Here is a 23510-nt window from a genome sequence, read left to right on the forward strand (position 1 = left end):
CGGTGTATTAAACAGTTCAATCTAACAGAGTATAGAGTTGAGTTACATAGGGACTGTTTTCCCAGCTTCGATGCGGACTGATAGACTCGATAAGCGTTCGTGCCTCTTCGTGGCTCATGTGGCCATTGCGGGCGTAGTCGCAGATGAGTCTCGGTGTTGGGATAATCCGAGGGCCGGTGAGCAGGCGTGTACGAGTGCGAAGTTCGTCCCGCCAAACTCGTCGGTCAGGAAGCCATCGACCTCGAGCGCGTTCGCAAGGACAATACCGTCGGTTTCGCCATCGTCGAGTCCAAACGTTGGGCGTGATTCAGGAGTGTTCGATCGCTCGTACGGGTTCTCGACAGCGTAATAGTCTCGAGCAGCGAGAACGTTCGTCGCCGCCGCCCCATGGATATCGTGATACTGAGCAATATCACGGAGTTCTGAAACGACTTCTGGTGGAACGAAGACCTCACATGAAGTAAGCAAATACTGTAGTGGGTCCGGTGACGTCTCTGTGTCGTATCGTTCATCAGCACGAGGTACGGCGAGACTCACAAGTGCACTCGTATCGGCAACTACTGTTCGAAGCCGTAACTCGCCGCTCATTGCTCGCTGGACGTGTCAGACGCGGTCGTGGGATCGACCGTTGTGGTCTCACCAGTATAGATGTCGACGTCATCTGAAGGCGCAAGATCGAACGGCTCACTCTCCAGATCTGTTTTAAGGATACGAAGGCGCTGTGCAGTTTCTGCGCCGACAAGCTGTTTGACCGTCTCGAACTCGAGTTGGTCGTTATAGTACCGTTCAGCAACCAAGTCCTGAAACGTTTCACTCTCAGCGTTGTCCTCAAGATACTCACGAATAGCTTCCACGAGTAGATCCGTACGGTCCTTATCGAAGAGGTCAGCGACAGCATCCAGTCGCTCGACGAGGTACTCTGGAGACTGGAAATGGACACGCCGGGGTTCGTCACTTGCGCCCATATTATGTGCAAGTTCTGCACACAGATGGATAACGCTTTCGGGCCATGCACATAGCTTGTGTATCGGTAGGGGGTGAGTCGGCGGGATTCGAGTGTTTCAGGGGCTCTACATCAGGTTCAGCTGTCTTAATCTACGTTTAGCTCCTCGAGAAACCAGCCAGCTGTCGTTCCGATTCGAATGCCATCGATGTTGCGCATCTCGAGGTCAACCGTGGCAGTACGGAACGGGTAGTGTTCAACGAGAACACGGTGGATCACAGTTCGGACTGGCTCCTCCCCATATCTGTCGATGATTGTCGCCATCGCTTGGTCCATGTGAGCGTCTTGATGATCTTCCCGTGGATTCTGTGCTCGGTTGAGTATGAGTTCGATCACATCATCCACCGATGGGTGCCCAGGATTTCCTGTGCATTCACGAACGGTGTAGAGAGCGTCGGTATCGCACATCGTTAGTCACTCCGTCGTGCCATCTTCCGTGCTATCTGTAGATGGTTCCAGCCGTTGCTGACGGCGGACCTCAGCGAGCGTGTCCTCGAGTGTAGCGAGGCGCTCAATCGCCCCGAGCTCGTCAGTAATCTCCTCGATAAGAGATGCCCGCTTCACAGCGACCTCGTCCCCGTCGGTTGTATCGATAGATTCGACGCGAATCTGCCGATCTTCCTGCCATCCGCAATTCCAACAGTTCCGTGAGATGGCGATGCACTCGTCTTCGTTAGCCGCAAGGAGCACGTCGGTGAGTGACGCTGAAAGTGGTTGGTTTGGCCCGACTTCGAGCGTAACCGGACCACTACACGCAGGACAGTCCAAAAACTAATTAAAGGAATGCTGTCGACGGGGAGTTCGGCGCTATGGAGAGCGATCGTTACTCGAGACGCTGTCGTCTCATTGGTTTCTTCCATTTATTCACCTATGGGTGTACGTTCGATTCCCTCGCGCCCCCTTGGGGGTCGAAAAACCATTCCCAGTTGTTACCCTCTGGCGTTACTGGTCGGTTTCACTCTCAAGAACAGCAACGATATCAGATAGATCGAAGAGACGAAGATCATCACGCTCGTCTGCAGCTTCCTCGACCGAGCGTTTGAACCCGGATCGGCTGAATAAGGCGAGTTCATACGTCGGCTCACCGCCTGTGGTGGGCGTCCAGTCGATGTGCTCCACGTCGTCTTCGAGGTCAGCGAGCACGTCATAACCGAGGGGGGTGTTGGTAAATTTCGCTTCGCCAGCGATCAGCGTTGACTTGTCAGTTGGTGCGACGACATCTACCTCCCGGCCCTTGTGCCACCACTGGCTTGGCACCTGTGTGAGCTGGTAGTCTGCATAGAGCGTCGGCACCGCCTGGTGACAGAGCGATTCGAACGTTTCGCTGACGAAGTCGGACAATTCCGGTTCGATGAGATCTGCGTAGGCGTTCTCGCCGTAGAGTTCGTACTGTCCCCCGCGGCCGTAGAGATAGCGGAAGTAAAACCGGAACACGGGATCCCGGATCTGGTATCGCGTCCGCTTGCTCCGTGCCGGATCGGCGAGTGCTGGATGGTGTTTCTCGATGATCTGGAGCGTTTCCAGCCGGTCGAAGTAGTACGACGTGTTGGTGCTCTCGATGCCGGCTCCCTGGGCGATCTCGTTTCGACTGCGGTTCCCGCTGGCCATCGATTCCAGGACGGAGAAATACGTGTTCACCTCGTTGAGCTCCATCTGGAGGACGTTTTCGGGCTCGTCGTGGAGTGGACCATCCGGGTCGCACAACAGCCGCGTGATGTTCTCTCCGAGGCTCTGTGATGGATCGAGAGGGCTGAGATATCGGGGTGTGCCGCCGAAGACGCCATAGACGAACACCCGTTCTTCGGGATCGTACGTCGGCACGAACTCTTGGATGGAACGAAACGGCAGCTGGGTGAGTTCGAGGCGGCCATTCGGTGTCTGGGATACCCGGCCGTAGAGTGGCGCACCGCCATCGAGGACGTGGGTATGAATCATGCCAATTGCAGAGCCTGTGAGTACGAGCGTCGCCTGACTCTCGTCGACAGCTGTATCCCACAGGTGTTGAATGACCGATGGAAGCCCCTCGTTCGATTCAATGAGGTACGGGAATTCGTCGATGACGATGATGGCGTCTCTGTCGGTGAGGTGCGTTAAGAGCGGTTCCCATTCCTCTTTGACAGCCGTGATGTCTGGATAGGTCGTCGCTGCTGCCTCGACGAATCGCCTGAGCTGTGTCGTCGCTGTTCCTTGGACTGCCTGATAGTACACGGCATCGTCGCGGTCGGCAATCGACTGGCGGACGAGTTCGCTCTTGCCGATCTGGCGGCGCCCATAAATAATTGCGAGTTCTGCAGCGTCACTCTCATAGAGGGCCTGCAACCGATCGAGTTCATCGATACGATTGACGAACTGGTCCATAGTCCCAGTCGTGGTGGGAGATACATACGTGTTCCGAAGTTGGGGGTAGGACTATAATAGTCTGGACTATAATAGTCGAAACACTAATCCTGTGGGCCAATTATTTCGTAGGGGTTGGCGTCCCATCCGTGATTAGCGACGTGTTGGGTCGCTTGTCGGAACTGCTCGAACGTCTCATCGAGGACTTCCGAGTCCTCGGGGGAAACGTCGAGTTTGATTTGGATGTTCCGAACAACCTCCAGACTTCATAAGTATGGGTAGAGATACTTAAACTACATATTGGATTGGGGGAGTCGGCCTTGCTATCGAGCGTGGTTTGGGAAGGGTAGTGTTGGCTTCCTCCCCGAGGTCAAGCCTCGGGGCTTTGAATTTTCGATGAAGTGGAAATGACTGGGTGTTTGGGAACTGTCCTGTAACATCCCTACAACACGAACCATTAGCTGGTGCGTATATCAAATCAAACTAACACAAAACTGAACATCATGCGGCACTGAATCGAAACTGTCCTTCACATATGCGTGTGTCCTACCAACATGCGAACGTTCATAGCGGCAACGAGTCAACGCTCCTGCGCTTCACTACTGAGGATGGCACGCGTGCGTGCGTTCTTGTCGATGCTGGCGATGATGTCGACGTCGAATCCATGCTCTGCGACGACGAGTATCTGAACGCCATCTTGCTTACCCACGCCCACATCGATCACTACCGAACACTCGCGGGAAACGTTCACCACAGCGCCCCCATTTACACCTCACCCGCGACGGCAACGATTCTCGAGCAGGCGTTACCTGAAGCCCAGAAGGATAACGACCTTGGCAACATCTCAACTGCGCTCGAGGCCCTCGAACCGATCGACGAGTGGACGTCGATCCTATCCACACTCGAGGTTCGACCGATTTCGGCCGGTCACACACCTGGTGCAGCTGGATTTATATTTAGATTTCGTGACGAGAACTCGAGTGACGGCCCCCTCAGTGGTGAGCAACACCTCCTCGTCACCGGTGATTTCACGACGCGACCGTGTGCCGGTTTTTCAGGACTCGAGACCTCCTACCCGTTCGATATCGACTGTGTGTTGCTGAACGTCTCGAGCGATGATTCGTACACGGCTGCACTCAACGAGTCACTCGAGACGGTACTCGAGCGTGCGTTTGCCGGCTCACGGGTCGTGGTCGCAACGAGTTCGCTCACCGGCGTCCACTACGCGACGGTACTCGCCCACGTTGCGATGGAACTCGAGCGCGAGTTACCGATCACCATCGTCGGACAAGCTGCCAAAGTGTACAACGCACTCGAATATGATCTGCCAGCGGTCACTCCCCACGAAGTGTTCGAGCGACCTGGTGAGGTGCTCGAAGATGGAAGCGTGACGATCACAGGGCCAGAGTCGCCAACGACCGGGAGTTCTCGTCGACTCTTCGAGACTATTGACGACGATCCAGGAGCATTGTTTATCCAGCTCGCGACAGACAACGGTGACGGCATCTCGAACACCCAGTGTACGACACAGTCAGTCCGACTGTCCAACCACCCAACACTCGAGACTATCGACGACGTCGTCCGCTCACTTGCTCCGATAGAGGTCGTGATCAAACACGCGAGAGGCGATACGCTCAACCGATTTCAACGCCGTTTCGATCGATGTTTCACCTGGGGAACGAATGATCAAGACATCCACCGACTCTACGAAGAGGGACGTTGGAACGCCCCTGGATGGATCGCGGAAGCGACTGAGAGACGGATTCGCAGACGTCACTGGGAGGCGGTACAGGAACAATCTCTCGAGCCTGATGCCACACTGGATGTCAACGGGCGCGAACCGATCGATCTCGAGGCCGAAGGCGTCAACCTCGACGCCCTCGAGGAAACGTTTGCACGGACTGCGGCAGATCCATATGCGTCGACGAACGCCGATGCTGTGGCATCTGACACTGAGACGCTTCCTGCAGAAACGGAATCACTCGAAGAACAGTCGCTTGAGGCAGAACTCCTCGCTCGGCTCGATGCAATTGACGCGAAACTCGAGCGTTCTGAGGAGACAGTCAGGGCTCGTGTCTTGAGCGGGACAGAAGGAGATCAATTTCTCCAGCTTCTAGATTCGGTAGAACTCGAACCTGGGGAGATTGTCGAAATAACGGTCAGTGAAGATTCACGCAACGCGTAGGTCGACACTCGGTCATGCGTTCGCTTCGTCCCGAGCCACGTCCGGAGAGTGCAGCGGGAGATCCACTTCGAGAGAGTCGTACCAGACAGTTGGGCGCTTGCGTCGCCCGTCCTGCTCGAAGTGGATTAGATGGAGTGATTCGAGTTCCTCGAGGTTCGTGTGGACCTGGCGGACGTCCCGGTCGACAAGTCGCGCTGCCTCGCGAATACTCTCTGGCTCATGTTGTACAATCGTTCGGAGTAGTTCCAGGTTCTTCGGACGGGTGACGCGATGGATATCGTCAGGATCGTCGAAGATCACCTCAAAATGAGGTTCAGGCGTCTCACCGCGATCAAGCGCTCGAAGGGCATCTCGTAGCCCATCTTCATCGCCGCTCTGGAATCGGATGTACATTGTTCGATCGCCGTCAGTTGGGTTACCAGTGTTCTCCATGATCACGTACCTCCTGTTTGAATCGGTCGTAGAGTGCTTCGAGACCGCTGAACTCGATGTCCTCGATTTACCGTTTGACAGGTGTTTGTGGTGGGGTGCTGCCCCGGGATGATCCGGGAAGTTGTCGTATCGGATGATGGTTTTACCGTCGGTGGTGCCATACTGCATTGAGTATTTTATGCCGTCGGGATACCGGTCAGATGGCGGAACTGCCCACGCCTGCACTTCGGCATACGTCTCGCCGAAATCCTTCGTCACTTCGATGAGTTGGTTAACACCCTCATCATCGTCTACCATCGGTCGTTGTTATGGCCCACAACATAATGAGTGATGTGGTTAAGAACAACAAAGGGTCCAAGGACGCGTGAGATTCAATGTGGCCACCATCAATCATTTCGAATCAGGATGTGTTCTGAGCAAGCCCCGCTGGCTTGAGCGTCTCTTCCCCCTATGATCTCTGTCGATGAGGAATCCAACAGATTGGTTCCACCATCGGACAGGTCCTCTCCGTACCAGTCATGTCCGCTTGTTTTAATTTATACACTTCAGACTACCATTGCTCTTCTCACGGGGTCAACTTGAGCCTCCTAACGGAGCTTTGGAGGCTGATGGCAAGCTGAAGCGCTTCCCGTACCTGGATGTTGTACTCCCATTCCTCGATCATCTCGAGGCGCTCACGTCGATCGCTGGACGACAGATCCTCACCTCCAATACTCCGGCGAAGTTCTTCGAGTGACTCGACATCGTACGCTGCTTTCCACGAGTCGATTTCGTCACCGATTGCACGCAATTCGTTGGTGAGTTCGTCTACAGACTGTTCTTCAGCGAGGGTGCGGACTTCGCGCAAGAATTGCGTGACGTCGTCTGGCTTGTAGCACGTGCCGTCAGCTGTTTCGACGACCTCGAGGTCGCCCTGATCGGCCATGCGATCGAGATATTTGGCAGCCGTATCCCTCGAGACGTCTGCCTCTTCAGCAATCCAGCCAGCATTCTGTGGCGTTGTTCGAGTCAACGCAACATGCCTGACGCGGTCAGCAGCGTCCATCTCCGGTGGCCACGCACGTGAGTGATCGCTCATTGGTCCCTGTATAGTCGCCTTGGACTGATAGTTTGGTATGCTTACGGATTATTTCGTATATCTCGCTAAGGAAGTTGTCTGATCGGTTTGAGCACGAAACGGTCACGTCGACACGTTGCATCGAGATCCGGATCTGATGTCTCTGGACGAGATCTCGATAACCGGTTCACGAGTTCTGTTCGAAGTTCCTTCCGACCGAGTGTCTCGGTATGCCAGCCAACTCGAGCATCGTAGAAATGTTTCGAGAAGACCTCTCCTCGAGGGTTCTCTGCGGTATACTGTGTGCGTCTGGTGCCCCAGAGATGTGACGACCGGTACTCTGCAGTGAGGTTTTCATGCGTGAGTTCGATCAGAACCCATTCCACGTACGAGACGATTGAGACTCTGCACCGGTCGTTTGGAACAGAGAGGTGTCGGCGACTCTTCCGTGGTGTGACCGTTATCTCTCGAGGCGTCTTGTAGCCGACTCCCAGTTTCGGTGTTGGTGGTTCTGAACTCATAGTCAGTGAGGAGAGTCTATGACATCCGTCTTTAGCTAATACTCAGAGTAATACCGAATAACACCGTTTTGGAGGTGGGTTTCGTCAGTATACGACCGCTGCGGGGCGAAAAAGCAGTCTCTGCATTATCTGTACTGTTGACTCTCAGCCGCATCAGCGGTTCAGCCGCTAGATTCGTTCGACTAATACCATTAAGCATAATTCTGCCACGGAGTATAACCAGCAGTCTTAGCTAAAGACGAATGTCGCTCCTTGAGGACGGGGGCTTAGCACCCTCATTTTCAGCTAACTCCGAGATAGTTTGACTGAGTGGTGGCAGACACACTGAGTGGTGGCAGACACACCCCTTAGTGCCGCTGTATAGTTGCGATAGGAGCCGTGTCGAACGCTATATTCCAATATTCGTTGTTCGGAGGATGGACTAAACGTACGCGAGATAGTTAGTCAAATCCCTGCCTAGGCAGATATAAGTCCTAGTTCTGTGTAAAGGTCCACTAAGTTCGTCGAACGCCGTTGCGTTCGATCGTCGTCGAACGCGAATTTTGTCTCGAAACGAATCCTACCCTTCGGTTTTCCAAGCTTCACTCTCCGACCCCTTCCAGAAACTCGATCTCGAGCGGAGGACCCTCTCGTTCGCTTGGAGTCACCACCGAATTCTATACAGCGGCATCGCGGGGTGTGTGTGTGTTCTGTTACAGCGGAACTGAGGGGCCATAATTCGCAGAAATATGAATAGATGAGGGAACTCTCAGCCTATACAGCGGCAATACGGTGTCTGAAATCGGAGGGAGGCAATACGTCTGACGCACGGCATACAGCGGCAGTGGAGGGTGTTCACGACGAGAGAATTGTGGGCCAAGTATGACATTTCCTTGTGTCGAGGGTGTCATACAATAGTTCTCAAGCAAATCATTCCAGTCTTTAGGCTGCGAATTGAACTCCGAGACGGCGTTTTCAGGAAGTGAGGTGCAGAATGAGTCCCCTATAATCACCAGATAGGGGTGTGAGACGTATTCTATGACACCCTGTTGTGTCAACAACCCCGACCTCAAGGGTCGGGGTATTCGCCTCGAGCGCTGATGAATCGGTCGTGAACTTTGATCGTGGGAGATGGCTACGGAGACTCTATACAGCGGCAACGAGGAGTGGTTATTCCAGATAGGTATTGGCATCATTTGTCAAGGCCGAGGGCCACTATGATTAAATGTTGATGGGGTAAGAAATTCTCTCGAGAGAGTATAGTAGGGCAAAATTTTCCAGGAATGGTCACTGTTATCAGCCATCAGTTCCAGGAGTCCTATTGAGATCGTCGGTATACAGCGGCACTGACCGGTCCGCACCTGGCTATACAGCGGAAATGCGCACTCAAAATCGACAGTGCTGATGCTTCTATCCCAATGTTCTGCACTATACAGCGGCACTGTGGTGTAAAGAGTTAAGTCAGTGTTGTGTGACGGTCACTAGAAGATGGCGAACGCCCACGATTATTTCGCTCAGGAACACGAAATATTCCGCAATAAAGACCTCCTGCAGGTCTCTCATCTCCCCGAAGGCGACCGAATTATCGGACGTGAACAGGAACTTACCAACCTCGCGGGGGCGATCCAGCCAGCCCTCAAAGGAAACACACCGAACAACGTCCTCGTGTATGGAAAGACTGGGACCGGGAAATCCCTCTGCTCGAAATTCATTACCAAGCAAGCTATCTCTCGAGCTGAGGAAAACGACGTCACAATCGGGGTCGCGTACGTCGATTGCTTACAGGAGTCCACCGAGACGCAGGCTGTTCAATCGATAGCTCATCGGCTCAATGACAGGGATCAGACCGGGATTTCGATCCCTCATTCAGGATTGAGTACATCGGAGTACTATCGGCGGCTGTGGCGAATCATCGACGAACGCTTCGACGCTGCTCTCGTAATCCTCGATGAGGTGGACAAGATGGACTCTGATGATATTCTCATGCAGCTCTCTCGAGCAGTTGAATCCGAAAAACTCTCTTCGAGCACGATCGGCACGATCGGGATCTCGAATAAGGTCCGCTACAAGGAGTCGTTAGACGAGCGCGTCAAATCCAGCCTCTGTGAGCGTGAATACGTGTTCCCACCGTATGATGCAACCCAAATTCAGGAAATTCTTCACTCTCGTTCGGATGCGTTCCACGACGGCGTCCTGGAAGATAGCGTTATTCCCCGCGTCGCAGCACTGGCTGCGCGAGAACACGGTGATGCGCGCAAGGCCATCGATATTCTCCGTTTCGCTGGCGAAATAGCCGAGGAAGAGGGGCTCGAGACGGTGAGTGAATCCTGTGTCGATCAGGCCCACGAACGCGAGGAAACGAGTCGGCTGGCAGAGCTCATTTCGAAATCGCCGAGTCACGCGAAACTGGTCCTCGAGGCGATGGCTCTCCTGGCGAAACAGCCCGAACGGAATACTGGCGCCGTACAGACGACAGAGATCTATGATCTCTACAAGCGCCTGTGTGAACGAGACGACTCGTCACACCTGAAACTCCGGCGAGTTCGTGATATTCTGTCGGAACTCGAGTTCCTTTCGATCATCGAGCAGGAGCGTAAATGGGCGGGGAAGGGCAAGGGGAACTACATGGAAAACCGGCTCGTCGACGACCCGGACGTAATCATTGTAGCCTGTGAGGAGTCACGTCGCTGATTCCGATCGTGGTCGTGTCGTCGTGGGATTTCAGCCGACGAGAATAAGAGAGGGACACCGGGTTTCCGATGAAATGACGTCGACTCGAGCAGGAACGACACCACGTTTCCGGTGAAATCGCGTGAAAGGGTTGGCACGAGAATAGGTGAGAGGAAGTTAACCAGTAGACCTCGCGACCATTGGTGAGAACCCACGTCGCTCGAGACGTCTCTCTGGAAAGATCTTGGTCGTGTCCCAAACTCGTCTAGAGTCGTAACTGACTCCTGTGGAAACAGGGTCACCTCTGGTATCCAGCCCGAAGTGACCCATGCACGCCACAATCGACGCGCAAGTCACGGTTAGCATCGACTTAGACAAAACGCTACCGCTTGCCACTCTCGCTGAATCTTTCACAGAGCTTCACCTCGAGGCGACGATCCTCGAGGAGCTTGTCAAAAGCCTCGACGAGCGCCTCGTCGAGGCGTACTGTGGGGAGAAGCACGCGCGCGGAAACGGCGATCGCCGTTTCCAGCGCGCCGGAACCACAACACGAACAGCTGTGACAACCGCAGGAGAGCACGAATTTTCCCTTCATCACGTCAAAGACACCGCTGCCACCGGTGACGATCCTACCTACTTCCGCCCTCTCGAAGATCTCATCGAATTCGACGGGCAGCGCATCTATCAAGAGGATATTTCGCTCCAGAGTACCGAACTCGCTACGTCGCTCAGCTTTCGTGATGCCGTCGCCCACGGCGACGGCTTCACTCCGATGCCTTCGAGAACGACGATCAACCGCCGAGTCCGTGAGTACGGCAGCAAACTCGGTGACTTCGTTCGTGATCGGCTTCCTGGGACGAACGCAGACACTGTCGTTCCTGACGGAACGAAGTGTCATAGCCAGCAGGACCACTGCACGCACCACGACGTCAACGTCACCCTCGGACAGATCACCGAGGGTGACGACACGGAAACCACGCTCTTAGACGTCAATGTGGACGAACCGTGGGCTGAGACAGCAGAAGATCTCAAGGAAAAGGAAGCGGTCACTGACGACGCTGCGGTCGTCAGTGACAGCGAAAACTCCCTCGTTGATGCGTTCGAAGCCAGTTATCGATCTCACCAGCTCGATCTTGTTCACGTTGGTCGAACGCTCAAGTACAAGCTGTGGAAGGACGGTACTTTCCCACTTGAAAAGCGGAAAGAGATCGCCTCAGACGTCACTAACGACCTGTTTCATCTGAAGAACTCAGTTGCGCTTCACGCACCGAAGAATGAGCGTTTGGCGATCCGCGAGCGGATCGACCAAACGCTCGAAAACCTCACGAAGGAGGCGTGGCGCTTAGAGCAACAGGACTCTCCAAAAGCAGCGGCGTACCTCCGAAAATGGGCACAAGCAACCGTGACATTCGCCGAACTCGCGCTCGAGGGACAAGAGATACCGTGGACATCGAACGTGGTTGAACGAGCCATGGGAGAAATCTCGAAACGGTGTAAAAACCAGTGGATGCGATGGACAGAATCCGGCCTAGAATCGCTCCTCTGGCTTAATCTCGTGAGATATGCCGATCCTGAGCAGTTCGCGGCGTTCGCCGACGAACTGCTCGAGCGATCAGCCAAAACAGCCATCACAATGGAGGTGTCAGTTGACGCTACCAGAGGCGAACTCTAGACGAGTTTGTGACGGGACCAAGATCTTGACTACAACCTCGAGGAGTTTGCCACTAACGACCCGAGTCGGTGTGGGATGCGAGTGTTGGTGAGGGATACAAGGAGTTTGGGAGACACCGGATTTCCGGTGAAACTTGAGCTGTTGAATAAGAATCCATCGACTGGAACCATAGTCAATAACCCCGACCTCAAGGGTTGGGGCATCCGCCTCGACCGCCTGTGAAGGACACCACGTTTCCGGTGAAGAGACACACACCACGTTTCCGGTGAAAAGTGCTGAGAGGAGACCTCCCTACCTAAATTTCAATGGAGACTCTCCAGCATCTGTTCTACCAACCTACCTGTGTCTGACCTAGTTTTATTATAGAGGAGTGCGTAAAGCCCACTAAGTAGATCGCATTTGAAATTAGAAGCGACGTTAGTCGCTTCAGTCATTTCTTGTTGCACTGGAATTGCTACCGAACCTTCACCTGGCAAATCGAGTTATACAGCCGGCTGTTTACTTTTCCTCACAGGTAGCTTCAAGGACTCTCACGCTTCTTCTGCGCTCTTGTGCGGATAGCACTCGGTGTTTGACAATGCTTCCGGTGAATCCACACCACCGTTTCTCGTGGAAGCTATCCTCACGTTCGGCCGATTTCACCGGAAACGCGGTGTGTGTGTCTCGGCGAAACGCTCAAGTCAATTCACCGGAAATACGGTGTTTAAGCAAATGTCCGACTCCGACGATCTGTTCATTCGGGAGGATCCGATTTTCGTCAACAAGGAGCTTCTCGAAATCAGTCACGTTCCGGACGAGGGACGAATCGTCGGTCGCGACGAAGAGATAAGCCAGCTGGCCAACGCAGTCAATCCCGCGATCTTCGGTCAGAGCCCCAGCAACGTGCTGATCTACGGGAAAACTGGTACCGGGAAGTCTCTGTGTGCAAAATACGTCTCAGGACGGCTCGTCGAGACTGCCGACGAGGAAGGAATCTCTGCGGGATACGTGTACGTCGACTGCGCACAGGACACAACCGAGACACAGGCTGTTCAGACGATCGCCCACACTGCGAACACCGACGACTCTGATATCTACATTCCAGACAAGGGGATCAGCACTGCAACCTATTACAAGCGCCTCTGGCGTATTCTCGATCGAGAATACGATGTGATCTTGATCATCCTCGACGAGATCGACAAACTCGAGGACGACGCGATTCTGATGCAACTCTCCCGGGCAGGCGAGGCTGGAAAACTCAGCCAGTGTAAGATCGGCGTCATCGGGATCAGCAACAAGATCAAGTACAAGGATCGGATGGACGAGCGGGTAAAATCGAGCCTCTGTGAGCGCGAGTTCGTCTTTCCACCGTACAACGCGGGACAGCTCAACAGTATCATGGAAGCACGAAGCGATGCGTTCCGTGAAGGGGTCCTCGAGGAAGCGGTTATTCCCAAAGCAGCGGCGCTCGCAGCTCGAGAACACGGGGATGCGCGGAAAGCCATCGACATCCTTCGATACGCGGGAGAGATCGCGCAGGCGGAAGGCTCGGACACGGTCTGTGAGGAATTCGTCGTTCAGGCGAGAGAACAAGCCGAGATCGATCGCTTCCGGGAGCTGATTCGGGGGTCGACTCCTCATTCGCGATACGTCCTCCAGGCACTCACGATTCTCTCACTCGATCATAGCCCCGACGGATCATCCGACCCGGAAGAGGGGTTTCGAACGACCAGGATTTACGACGTGTACGAACAGATCTGTCGACAGGAGGGTGTGGACTCGTTGTCCCTCCGTCGCGTCCGCGATCTCCTCAAAGAACACGCGTTTCTCGACGTCATCGAGCAATCCCGCCATAGCGGTGGCAGCGCCGAAGGGAGCTATACCGAACACATGCTCCTCGAGGATCCAGAAGTCGTCAGAAACGTGCTGGCAGAAACCGTTGAGTGACGGGATTTCACCCCTCTATCTCGAGGTGCGCGTACGATTCGGAATCCCATAGAACGTGTTAACGAAGCTTGGAATTTTCGTGTTTGTAAATGCATCCTCCCCACGTTTTCACCGGAAACCCGGTGTCAAATCCGATTTGTAATTGCACACCATACTGGAGACACCGGACTTCCGGTGAAACTGTCCAGTGGGATCGAATTCGCGTTACCGGCTTTATATCACTACAACTCAACTAGCTCCCCGGCTTCGAAGCAGGCCTCAAATACTGAGAGACCCCAGTCGACGGCGGCGGGATCGTCCGTATCCACCAGGACAGACATGATCCCCTTTTCGTCGAAGCCGTACACGAGGAGGCGGTCGTCCAGTATCGCGAGGTCGAACGGAACGGTCTCGGAGATTGCTGCTTCGATATCGTCTCGGCCCGCCGACCACTCTACCATGTCGGGATACTCCTCGGCCATCCGCTCGAGTGCGCGCTCACTCCACACGCACGAACAGATCGTGCCCTTTTCGAACGCCTGCATCGCCGCCTCGACGCCGTACTCCGGGATGACGAACTGGTTGCCGATCAATCGTTTGCGCTCGACACTCGCGAACAGTTCGCTGTATCGGGTCAACGGAGCGTAGGGGTGTTTCGGCGTCGACGTCGAGACGGTAGCCTCGAGGAACCATTCTAATTCGAATGGGATCGGCGCGTTCTCGAGCGACGCCAGCACCGGTTGAAGCGTGCGAATGGTTCCGACCGCGTCTACGAACTGGTCGGCGGTGTCGAGCAGGGCCGCTCCGGACGGGGTGATCGCGACCCCGTCGGGAGTCCGTTCGACGATGTGTTCCCCCGAGAGCGAGGCCACGATGCGATTGATCGTCGAAACCGACGCTCCATGTTCCTCGGCGAGTTCTCTCGCAGTCACCGGCGACCGGTCCGCAATCGTCTCGAGCAGGCCCACCCGTTCGACCACTTCGCGAGCGACGTCGTCCGCCGACTTCCCCACCATGATCGTGATTCAGCCAAGCAGATATTGAACGTTGTGAACGTCGAGAGGTTCGACCGCGACTGGCTCGAGTCTCTCACAGGTGCAACTTGGCCTTTGAGGGAGCGGGCACGACACCTCTGGAGGAGTGTTGACGACACCTTTTGGGGAGCACTCACGACGCACGGCTCGAGCGAGACGCAGTTCGTGCGTCGAACTCGTGTAATGCGGATCACATAATATAAGTACAATATTTGGACACTGGATGGTAGATGAAGCCGTTGGACCCTCTTTCTCACCTGTTGAAGAGTTGTCTCCAAGGTGAGACGAAACACAACGGTACATCGACGAGAAACGAAGTCATGCGAAATAGTAATACAGATCTGGGGGAGCGGTATGATGTCGTCGTCGGCGGCTCTGGAATGGCTGGTTCGGCGACCGCGACAATTCTGGCGAAGAACGATCTCGACGTGTTGATGATCGAGGCGAATTCACACCCGCGCTTTACGATCGGCGAGGCGCTCTTGCCACAAAGTTCCATGTGGATGTGGATCGTGGGGGAGTACTTCGGCGTTCCCGAGATTCAGTACCTGAGCGACGCGAACAGCGTGGTGGATCAGATCACGCACTCCTGTGGAATCAAACACTCTGTTGGGTTCGCCTATCACGAACCAGGAGAGCCGTTCAGCGGGGAGCACGGCCACCAACTGATCCCGCCCAACCTCCCGTTCTACAGCGAGAGTCACTTTCTGCGCGAACACATCGACCACTATCTGGTCCGATCCGCGATCGACTACGGCGTGAGCTACGTCGACGAGACCAGCATCGCCGACGTGGAGATCACCGACGACGAGGTGACGGTTGTGACCGACCGGGGCACCACGAGCGGGGCCTTTTACGTCGACGCTACGGGCGGGAACTCGGTGCTCTCAGAGAAGCTGGGTTACCGTGAGGACGCCTCGGAGTTGGCGACCGATTCTCGGTGCATTTTCACGCACGTCGAAGGGCTCGATCCGTTCGACGAGCTGATCGACGAGGCAGATCGCCCCAGCCAGTCGAAACGGTTCCACGACGGAACCTTACACCACGTGTTCGACGGCGGCTGGCTGTGGATCATCCCCTTCGACAACTTCGATCGATCCGACGCCACCAACGCCAGCGTCGGGCTGGTGCTCGACCGAGAGACCTACCCGCTCGACGAATCGATCAGCGCGGAGGAGGAGTTCTCGCGGATCGTCGCCCAGTTTCCCGACGTCGAACGCCACCTCGAGCCGGCCGACGCGGTGCGGCCCTGGATTCGTACGGATCGCCTCCAACGCATATTAGGCCGGTCGTCGGGACACCGCCACTACCTGACTAACAACACCTACGGCTTCGTGGACCTCCTCTACTCGAACGGGCTGATCAACACGTTCGAGTCTATCTTCGTCGGGGCGAACCTGCTCCTGGAGGCGTTCGACGACGGGGATTTCTCCGCAAACCGATTCGAGCGACTGGACGAGTTACACCGCCGCCAGATCACGAACGCCGACTTCCTCATCAGCAACGCCTACAAAGCGATGGGCGACTTCGAGGTCTGGAACGCGTGGACCCAGACGTGGCTCGGGCAAATTCTGTTTCACGATCTGTACATCCAGCGTCACTGCTTCAAGTACTTCGCGTCGGAGCAGCCCGCCGAGTTCGAGCGGCTGCTCGGTGAACCGTGTCCTGGAGCCGGAGCTCCGTTCGTCGTCGAGAAAGACGAGATGTACCACGCCATCGACGATGTGCTGAGTGCCTACGCAGCCGGCAGCCTCCTCCCGGACGAGGCGGCCAGTCTAATTCACGGCGAGCTGGCTCGAGCTGAGTGGCTGCCCAAACACGTCTACGGGTGGGGCGACGAGCGCTCTCGCCACGTCGATTTCTCCGATCCCGAGCTGGTGGGCACGCTCCTCGAGTGGGGGAAGACCAGCGCGCCCTCACATATCCGCAACGGACTGTTCGACTTCGACGTCCCGGAGATGGCGTGATTGGCGCTTCGCGGGGACGGTAGGGTGGGTTGGGGAGACGCCTGATACAGATCCCTTCTGATCACTTGGTCGGCCGGACCATGTGTCCGGCTTCGGACGGCCCGAACGGTTTAAATTTAATTGCGCCTCATTACAGGGTCCGTTCCTTCGAAGGAGACGACTAGCCGAACGTCGACGGGCTATTTCGACGGTGAGAGGTCGGCGGCTCGAGCCCGGTTCCAACACGTTCGTCACGGTCGTCTCGCCGTTCACGCTCTGATAACTACTGAAATTGTAGTCGTTGAACGTCATTGCACGTCTGATCACGAACATCCGTGGCCAACCTCAGTGTCGAGGCCGAGGCTGGCCGCTCGGCGTTGCTCGGATGTAAATCGTTCCAACGGCCACTATGGTGACTATTGTCTCTGTTCAACCTATTGCACCTATTCTGCCTATTGTACCCATTGCACCTATTGTGCCTGTCATAACTACTTTATCTATTTCACCTATTGCACTTATTGATTGTTGGTTCCCTGGCTTACCGGTACCTGCGCCCAGCAACTGTCATCTTCCGGATTTTAGAGCACCTACCACAACTACCCTTCCACAGGTGTCTGTGTTGCCTGGTCTAGCTTCAATAGCTGAGGTGCCTCAGGTAGCTATTGCACCTATTACTACTATCTCTGGCTCGATCGCCTACTTCGAGCACTATTGGGGTGTTGATACTATTGGGGTGTTGACTTCTGTTTGCGGTCAAAATGGTGAGGTTTGATGTCACGGACTCAGCTACAGTTGTGGCTCCGCTATCGATGCGTTTTCTCGTCCTTGAGTGGCTACTGTCGATATTGCTGCTTGGATTCCTTCGGTGCCTACAATAGGTGCAGTAGCTATCTCAGCTAAGGTACCTATTGCACCTATTGTATCTACTACACTTGCCTACGGTAGAATTAAGGCGAACGCGAAATATGTACTGAATGTCCAGTGAAGCGGGCGTTCACGATACAATAGGTACCTACTACGAACGCTCGAACCGGGCAGAGTCACACAAATGGCAGCGACAACAGAACCCCGCGCGGTCAGCGTGGTAATCCTGAAAGGCGGTGTCGGCAAATCAACGACTTCGATGAACCTCGCCCGGCAGCTCGCCGAGCGCGGCCCGACGCTCTTCACCGACCTCGACCCGAACGGTCACGCGACGAACGGACTTGGATTCGGTGAGGCGTACCGTGCTGATGAAGACCTCGGTGACGTCCTCCTCGACGGCGGTACCGTGACTGTCGGTGACCTGATACAGCCCACCGAGTATGGATTCGATCTCTTACCGTCGTCGAACGAACTCGAGGACGTCGAGAAGGATCTCGCCGGTGCGATGCAGGGTTCGGCACGCGTAAAGACGAACATCGTCGATCCACTGCTCGGTGAGCAGTACGAGTACATGGTCTTCGACTGTCCAGCGTATCCGGGGATGCTCAATAACAACGCCCTCGTCGCGACCGGCAACGTCATTATTCCACTCGAGCCTGGCTCGAGTTCGATCGGTGGCTACAAGCGTACGATGGAACGGTTGATCGAGCCGGCCCGGAAGTACATCGACGTCGAGGTGCTTGCCGTTGTTCCGAACAAGCTCTCTGACCGGATCGACCAGCAGACTGAAGATCGGGAATTGCTCGAGAACCTGAATACGGCGACCGCGGACGTCAACGAAGGGGAGCCACTGCAAGACGTTATTCCGAATTTCGCGCGCATCACCGCGGAGGAATTCGAGCAAATCGACGCCGGGGAACTCCGGCCGCCGAAACCGGGAATCCGTCACCGGAGTGCACTCTCACGCTCGCTTCAGCACAACCAACCGTTACAGGATTACGACCCTGAAAACGACCAGATCGTTTGCTACGACGAACTCGCGGATATCGTTGTCAACGGTGGGGTCGAACGATGAGTGACAATCCGTTCGACGACCTCGCGCCTGGCGAGTCCAGTGGAGTGAGTGAAACGGGTGATGAAAGCCAAGTAGACGACGATGCCGAGGAACAAACGGTGGCTGAATTTCAAACTCCTGAAACAGAATCCACCGAACGGTCGACTCGAGCGGCAACGCTGGAATCTGAATCTGACGATGACCTCTCTGGGCCAGCATTCGAATACGCGGACGTGCGTCAACGGCCACTCTATGCGCGTGGTGAGACGTGGGATGCATTCGAGGATGCTGTCGGGATCACAATCGTTCCTACGCTCCGAAAGGAGGGGATTAGGGACGAGGAAATACGAGAACTTCACGATGCTGCACTCCGTCTCGCGGTCGAAGAACCAGAACGTGTTGCAGACCTCTTGATTGAAGCGCGTCGACGTTCGTAACCGGATGTGTTGTGCTACTGTTCTCATCTCTCGGGAAGAGTGCCCACTCTGCAGTGAAGCAATTCGCCCGAAGGTGCGCATTTCAACCCCTCTGACCTCCCTATTTTATCTTCTCTCCACGTTTTCGGGATCTACCACCGCTACAAACGAGATCAGAGAGAAGTTAGCTCGATTTGAGGCATTTGTATCTGGATCGGCTGGTGTAGTTCATCGATGACCAGTGATATCTAGCAAACAACGGCTTCCCATGCCAGATTTTGCGGAGAGTACGAGTGCTGCAGCTCTCGAAGAGCGGCCTACGGACCGCAACCGCAGCTTCAGCCGCCCTCGCGAAGATATTTTCCGATCGCCCGGACGAACGTCTTGGCAGTAACGACTGGTGGAGAGCGAATATCACGCCCCATCCCGACTTTCACCAGATAATCAGTGAGTCGCCAGAGATTGTACAGCAGGGCTGCGAACGTAAAGCCAAACAACCGCACACGGTAGTCCTTCGAGGACGTCTTCGGCAGAAACGCCTTCACCGACTTGTACTGGTTTTCGATGTCCCAGCGTCGGCTGTAGCTGTTGGTGACGTGCATGATTTCGTTGGGAGCGACATGGTCACGGTTGGTCACGAACACGGCGTAATTGCCGTCTGCTTCCTCGTCAGTTGCTGGCACGTACAGGAATTCAGCGGTGTGGTGGAGTTCGCCATTGATGGCGAACGGAACATCGTGCTTAATAGCGGCGTCAACCCCGTCTTTGCTCTTGATTTTCGCAATCGACTCGTAGTCGTTTTCGTACTTCGGTACCGGCGTCATGTACACCAACCCACGGTCGTGGATCGTTGCGTACACGTCGTTGCTGTAGAATCCTCGATCGAGGAGCACTTCGTCGAGATCGACGTACTGCTGGGCAGTCGCCAGTAATCGGTCGACCACATCCGCCTTCGAATCGGCTGGAGCATCTTCTGGTTCCCACGCAGAGCATTCTTTGACTGGTTCAATACCCAAAATGATCGGGACGTCGTTCCCGACGATCGTAATCGTCGCGAACGTATACCCGTGCTTGATTTCACCGTCACTTTTGTACCCGCTGACCATCGGCGGATAGTCTGCCTTCGGGATTTGCTTGTCCTTGTCGATCCACGGCCAAACGTGGTAGGGGACGTGTGTGAAGTCGATAGCTGCCACTACGTTGCGGTCATCGAACGGATCTTCGTGGCGAATCGTGCTGAGAATGTTCTCGGTTGCAGCGTCGAACGACTCCATCAACGTCTCACGAAATTCCTCGGTGAAAGCGACAATATCCTCGATGCTGTACTCCTGAAATGGCTTTGGAAGCTCCTGACCCGGTGGCATCGAGAACTGCTTGATCACCCGAAGAAACGTCGAATCGTCACAGACGTCGTTCTTATCGAGGAACCACCCTGCTTCACTTCTGAGTGGGCACTTCCCTGTGTCAGGCATGCGTTGGTGAACAGATCGAGGATCTGTTCGTCCTCGTAGACTCTGTTGTTGGCTCTGTCAGAGTTGAACTCGGCGAAGCCGTGTCTGCGAGCGAGTTCGACCACCTTGCTGCCATGGTCGTGTACGTACTCGCGTGTTGCTATTGGCTGCTCATCGGTCTCTTTGATGTCGTTCTCGTCGGGTTGTGGTGGTAGCAGTACGTCGGTGATGAGCCCCTGATCGTGGGCTTCCAAGAGCATTCCCCGTGCTGCGGCCTCAAGCGTGGTTTTCGTTTGAGCACTGAACTTGCTCCACGCGTACGAGATGTTCTGTTGAGTCGGTGGCTTGGGCATCCCGAAGCCCTTCAGAAGTGCTGGGCGGTTCGCGAGGCGGTCTGCGAGTTCGCTCTGGGTGAGGTCGTGGACCGTCTGGTAGATGTAGAGCCGTGCCATCGACTCGGTGCTGAAGGTTGCTTTGTTCTGATTGCGGCTATCGCTGAGTTCAGCAACTGGAATCGAGACTTGGTTGAGCAGTCGCCAGAGTGTATCAACTTGGTCACAGAGTGTCTTCGCGTGGTAGACGATTGCTCCCGCAACCGCGGGAGCATCGTCGTCCAGCGTCGGTGTCAATTCGTGTGCCACAGTAGGTCCAGATATGGGAACAAATGATTCGAACATATCACATCATATATCCGCTCAATTATGTCGATCTAATGTATCTGTGAACGCAATACTACACGAGGCACTGTCTAGATGAGGGTTTGAGGAATGAGCAGGTGGTGGCGAGAAGTGCTCATGCAACTCGCCAACCTGCTCAGAGAGACCTTAGACGTGGATTGTGATGAGGTTTGGGAGAACGAGCGCACCCCGACACCCGTCAGGGTGTTCGGGGTGCGACTGCATTCGATGGGTTTGTCAGTTCGGGAGGTCGTCGCAGTGCTTGAATTACTCGGTATTGACCGCTCTCACGGCGCAATCTGGAACTGGACACACAAATTATCAGAAGCTCAGAGCGACCCGCCGACGGCGCAGCCGTCGCGGGTCGCGGTCGATGAGAAACAGATCGAGGTCGATGGCGAGAAAAAATGGTTGTATGCCGCGATCGACATAGAATCGAAGCTACTGCTCGAAATCGACGTGTTCAGCCGCCGCGGGACTGACCCCGCGGCGGCGTTCTTGCACCGACTCATCGAGAAACACGAGATCGACGAGGCAGAGTTTCTCGTCGATGCTGGCGGCTATTTGACTGCCCTCGCGCGCCACGAATTGAGCGGTCAACTCAACTACAGCGACCGAAACCACGTCGAAAAGTGGTTTCAAACTGTCTCAATGCGGATCGACCGCTTTCACTCCTTCTGGCGGGGCAGTCCGGCCAGCGCAAGACGCTGGCTGAGACGCTTCAGACACCACTATAACCACGATCGACCGAATCAAGCGCTCAATGGCCGAACGCCAGCTGAGGAGGTGCTGAACTAGACAGTGCCCGAGGGAGATATTTATCCGATCTCAACAATGTCTGATCTCCTTGACGTTGTTACGACCTCTAATCAAGTGATGACTATCGGGTAACTAGAGTGTGTCATAGGATCTAGACCATGTCTTGAGTTTCTCACGTCTTGAATTGTCTCCTGGCTCGTGATTGGTGATTGCAATCACGATCTGGAGGTAAGCGCAACGGCGTCCGCTTCTTGATCAGTGTCTTCTCTACAGGATGCCGGTGCGCGAACCTGAGAGTCTCCTACTCGGGCTTTCCCGACAATCGTACCCGACGACAGTCGGGTTGTAACGTCCATGGTTCGGCTTCCTATGCACTGGGACCATTCAGTGCAACGTGCTCTGTGGTACAGACCTCTCGTCGGTCTCGTGCGCCCCATGCTTGATTCTCGCTCTTTGACGTAGCAGTGTTTCCATCGAATCAGTCGGAGGTTCCGTATCCGTCCTCGTGTTCGACCGGCCCTGAAAACACCGTGTACAGGTACCGGAAGTACGCTAACACGAGGAACAGGACAGGGATCACGACGACTGTGAGGACGTTGAGCGCCAGCGGCGAGATGATCGATTCACGGACCGTCGTTCCAGTAGCGGGGTACAGATCCGGGTACAGCAAAATCGCGACGAGCGTAATCAGCGCGAACGCGACGCCGCCGGTGGCGTAAAACCACCACGTAACCTCGAGTGCGTCCCGGGTTGCTGCCACGACGCCGATACCGAGGAAGACGACCGTCACGAGGACGACCGCCAGAACCGGGGTCGAAAGAAGCGTCTCGCGGACGCCGAGTGGATCGGTGAGGAAAACGGTAATGAGCAACACAACGACACTGAGCAGGTAGCCCGCGGCGGCGTACAGTCCGTATCTGACCATCTCCTCACGGAGCGTGTCGGTTGTCTTCATCGCGACGTAGGCCGCCCCGCTGGCCACCGAGAGAAAGACAACGGCCACACCGGTCAAGACACTCGGGAGTGCGATCGTGCCAGTCCCGAAGACCCAGCTTCCAGCGAGGGTACCGATGAAAAACGGCGAAAGCGTGCTGCCCACCACGAAGCCTCGGTCGCAGGCACGCACCCACTCTGGTTCGTCTCGTTGTTCGCGAAGCTCGGGAGTGATCCCCCGCAGGATCAACGCGAACACGATCGCGAAGACGAGGAGGTAGTGATCGCTGAGCAGCGAGGCGTACACCGGCGGGAAGGCGGCGAACAGCACCGTCCCGAACGCGACGAGCCACACCTCGTTTGCGTCCCAGACCGGACCGAAAATCGAGAGCAACAGGTCGCGTTCGGCTTCGTCTTCGCGGGTTCCGTACAGCATACCAATCCCGAAGTCGAAGCCATCGAGGAACACGTACATCCCGAGGGTAAACAGCAAGATACCAAACCAGAGTTCGGGCAACCACGGGATCAGGTACTCGTCGACGGGAACGACGGGGCCGAACAATACGGTATCGACTCGAGTCACGTCCGCCATGATCGGGAAGTTGGTCGTCACGC

At 55.4% G+C, this 23510-nt stretch carries 17 protein-coding genes and 3 pseudogenes; 8 read left to right on the plus strand and 12 right to left on the minus strand.

Translation table 11 applies throughout. From position 1 onward, the window contains the following. Positions 1-16: 16 nt before the first annotated feature. The 5 genes and pseudogenes from NMQ09_RS17905 to NMQ09_RS17920 form a co-directional block, all read right to left on the minus strand. Positions 17-588 (minus strand): annotated as a pseudogene (locus NMQ09_RS17905) (hypothetical protein). Further along, positions 585-965, minus strand: a complete 381-nt coding sequence (locus tag NMQ09_RS17910; protein WP_255191943.1) for a ribbon-helix-helix domain-containing protein — start codon at positions 963-965, stop codon at positions 585-587. Before NMQ09_RS17910 ends, NMQ09_RS17905 begins: the two are co-directional and overlap by 4 nt. Positions 966-1090: 125 nt before the next feature. After that, positions 1091-1411, minus strand: a complete 321-nt coding sequence (locus tag NMQ09_RS17915; RefSeq protein ID WP_255191944.1) for a DUF8158 family protein — start codon at positions 1409-1411, stop codon at positions 1091-1093. 6 nt (positions 1412-1417) lie between these two features. Continuing rightward, the gene (locus NMQ09_RS21105; RefSeq protein ID WP_345781272.1) at positions 1418-1771 is read right to left on the minus strand and encodes a DUF8105 family protein; all 354 of its coding nucleotides are present in this window, start codon (positions 1769-1771) and stop codon (positions 1418-1420) included. Between the two features lie 174 nt (positions 1772-1945). Beyond that, entirely contained in the window at positions 1946-3361 is a 1416-nt protein-coding gene (locus NMQ09_RS17920; protein WP_255191945.1) for an ATP-binding protein, read from the minus strand. A gap of 514 nt (positions 3362-3875) precedes the next feature. Here NMQ09_RS17920 and NMQ09_RS17925 point away from each other — a divergent pair. Further along, positions 3876-5525: an MBL fold metallo-hydrolase gene (locus NMQ09_RS17925; RefSeq protein ID WP_255191946.1), complete on the plus strand. Its 1650-nt coding sequence runs from the start codon at positions 3876-3878 to the stop codon at positions 5523-5525. Between the two features lie 12 nt (positions 5526-5537). Here the strand turns inward: NMQ09_RS17925 and NMQ09_RS21110 are convergent, their stop codons facing one another. The 4 genes and pseudogenes from NMQ09_RS21110 to NMQ09_RS21245 all read right to left on the minus strand — a co-directional run bounded on the left by NMQ09_RS21110 (position 5538) and on the right by NMQ09_RS21245 (position 7535). Further along, positions 5538-5957, minus strand: coding sequence for an HVO_A0114 family putative DNA-binding protein (locus tag NMQ09_RS21110; RefSeq protein ID WP_345781303.1), 420 nt, complete (start codon positions 5955-5957; stop codon positions 5538-5540). Positions 5958-6050: 93 nt separating this feature from the next. Continuing rightward, positions 6051-6254: pseudogene (locus NMQ09_RS21115) on the minus strand (toxin-antitoxin system TumE family protein); the annotation flags it as partial. A 268-nt stretch (positions 6255-6522) separates the two neighbouring features. Beyond that, on the minus strand, positions 6523-7002 hold the full coding sequence (locus NMQ09_RS17935; RefSeq protein WP_255191948.1) for a DUF7342 family protein: 480 nt from the start codon (positions 7000-7002) through the stop codon (positions 6523-6525). Positions 7003-7100: 98 nt separating this feature from the next. Then, positions 7101-7535, minus strand: coding sequence for a DUF8030 family protein (locus NMQ09_RS21245; RefSeq protein ID WP_486637667.1), 435 nt, complete (start codon positions 7533-7535; stop codon positions 7101-7103). A 1467-nt stretch (positions 7536-9002) separates the two neighbouring features. Between NMQ09_RS21245 and NMQ09_RS17940 the strand changes: the two genes are divergently transcribed. The 3 genes from NMQ09_RS17940 to NMQ09_RS17950 all read left to right on the plus strand — a co-directional run bounded on the left by NMQ09_RS17940 (position 9003) and on the right by NMQ09_RS17950 (position 13782). Further along, complete coding sequence (locus NMQ09_RS17940; protein ID WP_255191949.1) at positions 9003-10205, plus strand: Cdc6/Cdc18 family protein; 1203 nt, start codon at positions 9003-9005, stop codon at positions 10203-10205. 307 nt (positions 10206-10512) lie between these two features. Then, complete coding sequence (locus NMQ09_RS17945) at positions 10513-11856, plus strand: ISH6 family transposase (protein WP_255191950.1); 1344 nt, start codon at positions 10513-10515, stop codon at positions 11854-11856. A gap of 711 nt (positions 11857-12567) precedes the next feature. Further along, positions 12568-13782, plus strand: a complete 1215-nt coding sequence (locus tag NMQ09_RS17950) for a Cdc6/Cdc18 family protein (protein ID WP_255191951.1) — start codon at positions 12568-12570, stop codon at positions 13780-13782. 221 nt (positions 13783-14003) lie between these two features. Here NMQ09_RS17950 and NMQ09_RS17955 read toward each other — a convergent pair whose 3' ends face one another. Beyond that, positions 14004-14777 (minus strand): helix-turn-helix transcriptional regulator, encoded by a 774-nt coding sequence (locus tag NMQ09_RS17955; protein WP_255191952.1) that lies wholly within the window; start codon positions 14775-14777, stop codon positions 14004-14006. 338 nt (positions 14778-15115) lie between these two features. Between NMQ09_RS17955 and NMQ09_RS17960 the strand changes: the two genes are divergently transcribed. From NMQ09_RS17960 to NMQ09_RS17970, 3 genes are all read left to right on the plus strand, one after another. Next, a complete protein-coding gene (locus NMQ09_RS17960; RefSeq protein ID WP_255191953.1) occupies positions 15116-16762 on the plus strand; it encodes an NAD(P)/FAD-dependent oxidoreductase in 1647 nt (548 codons plus the stop codon). Between the two features lie 1027 nt (positions 16763-17789). Further along, the gene (locus NMQ09_RS17965; protein WP_255191954.1) at positions 17790-18680 is read left to right on the plus strand and encodes a ParA family protein; all 891 of its coding nucleotides are present in this window, start codon (positions 17790-17792) and stop codon (positions 18678-18680) included. Beyond that, positions 18677-19096: a DUF7970 domain-containing protein gene (locus tag NMQ09_RS17970; protein WP_255191955.1), complete on the plus strand. Its 420-nt coding sequence runs from the start codon at positions 18677-18679 to the stop codon at positions 19094-19096. The genes NMQ09_RS17965 and NMQ09_RS17970 overlap by 4 nt, the downstream gene beginning before the upstream one ends. Before the next feature lie 317 nt (positions 19097-19413). Here the strand turns inward: NMQ09_RS17970 and NMQ09_RS17975 are convergent. Next, positions 19414-21203, minus strand: a pseudogene (locus tag NMQ09_RS17975) (transposase). Positions 21204-21320: 117 nt separating this feature from the next. Between NMQ09_RS17975 and NMQ09_RS17980 the strand changes: the two are divergent. Further along, positions 21321-22001, plus strand: coding sequence for an IS6 family transposase (locus tag NMQ09_RS17980; protein ID WP_255191956.1), 681 nt, complete (start codon positions 21321-21323; stop codon positions 21999-22001). A gap of 439 nt (positions 22002-22440) precedes the next feature. On the opposite strand, the gene NMQ09_RS17985 is transcribed toward NMQ09_RS17980, so the two are convergent. Then, complete coding sequence (locus NMQ09_RS17985) at positions 22441-23508, minus strand: cytochrome d ubiquinol oxidase subunit II (protein WP_086887514.1); 1068 nt, start codon at positions 23506-23508, stop codon at positions 22441-22443. Between the last annotated feature and the right edge of the window lie 2 nt (positions 23509-23510).

Origin of the sequence: Natronobeatus ordinarius (assembly GCF_024362485.1) — an archaeon.
GTDB classification, from domain to species: domain Archaea; phylum Halobacteriota; class Halobacteria; order Halobacteriales; family Natrialbaceae; genus Natronobeatus; species Natronobeatus ordinarius.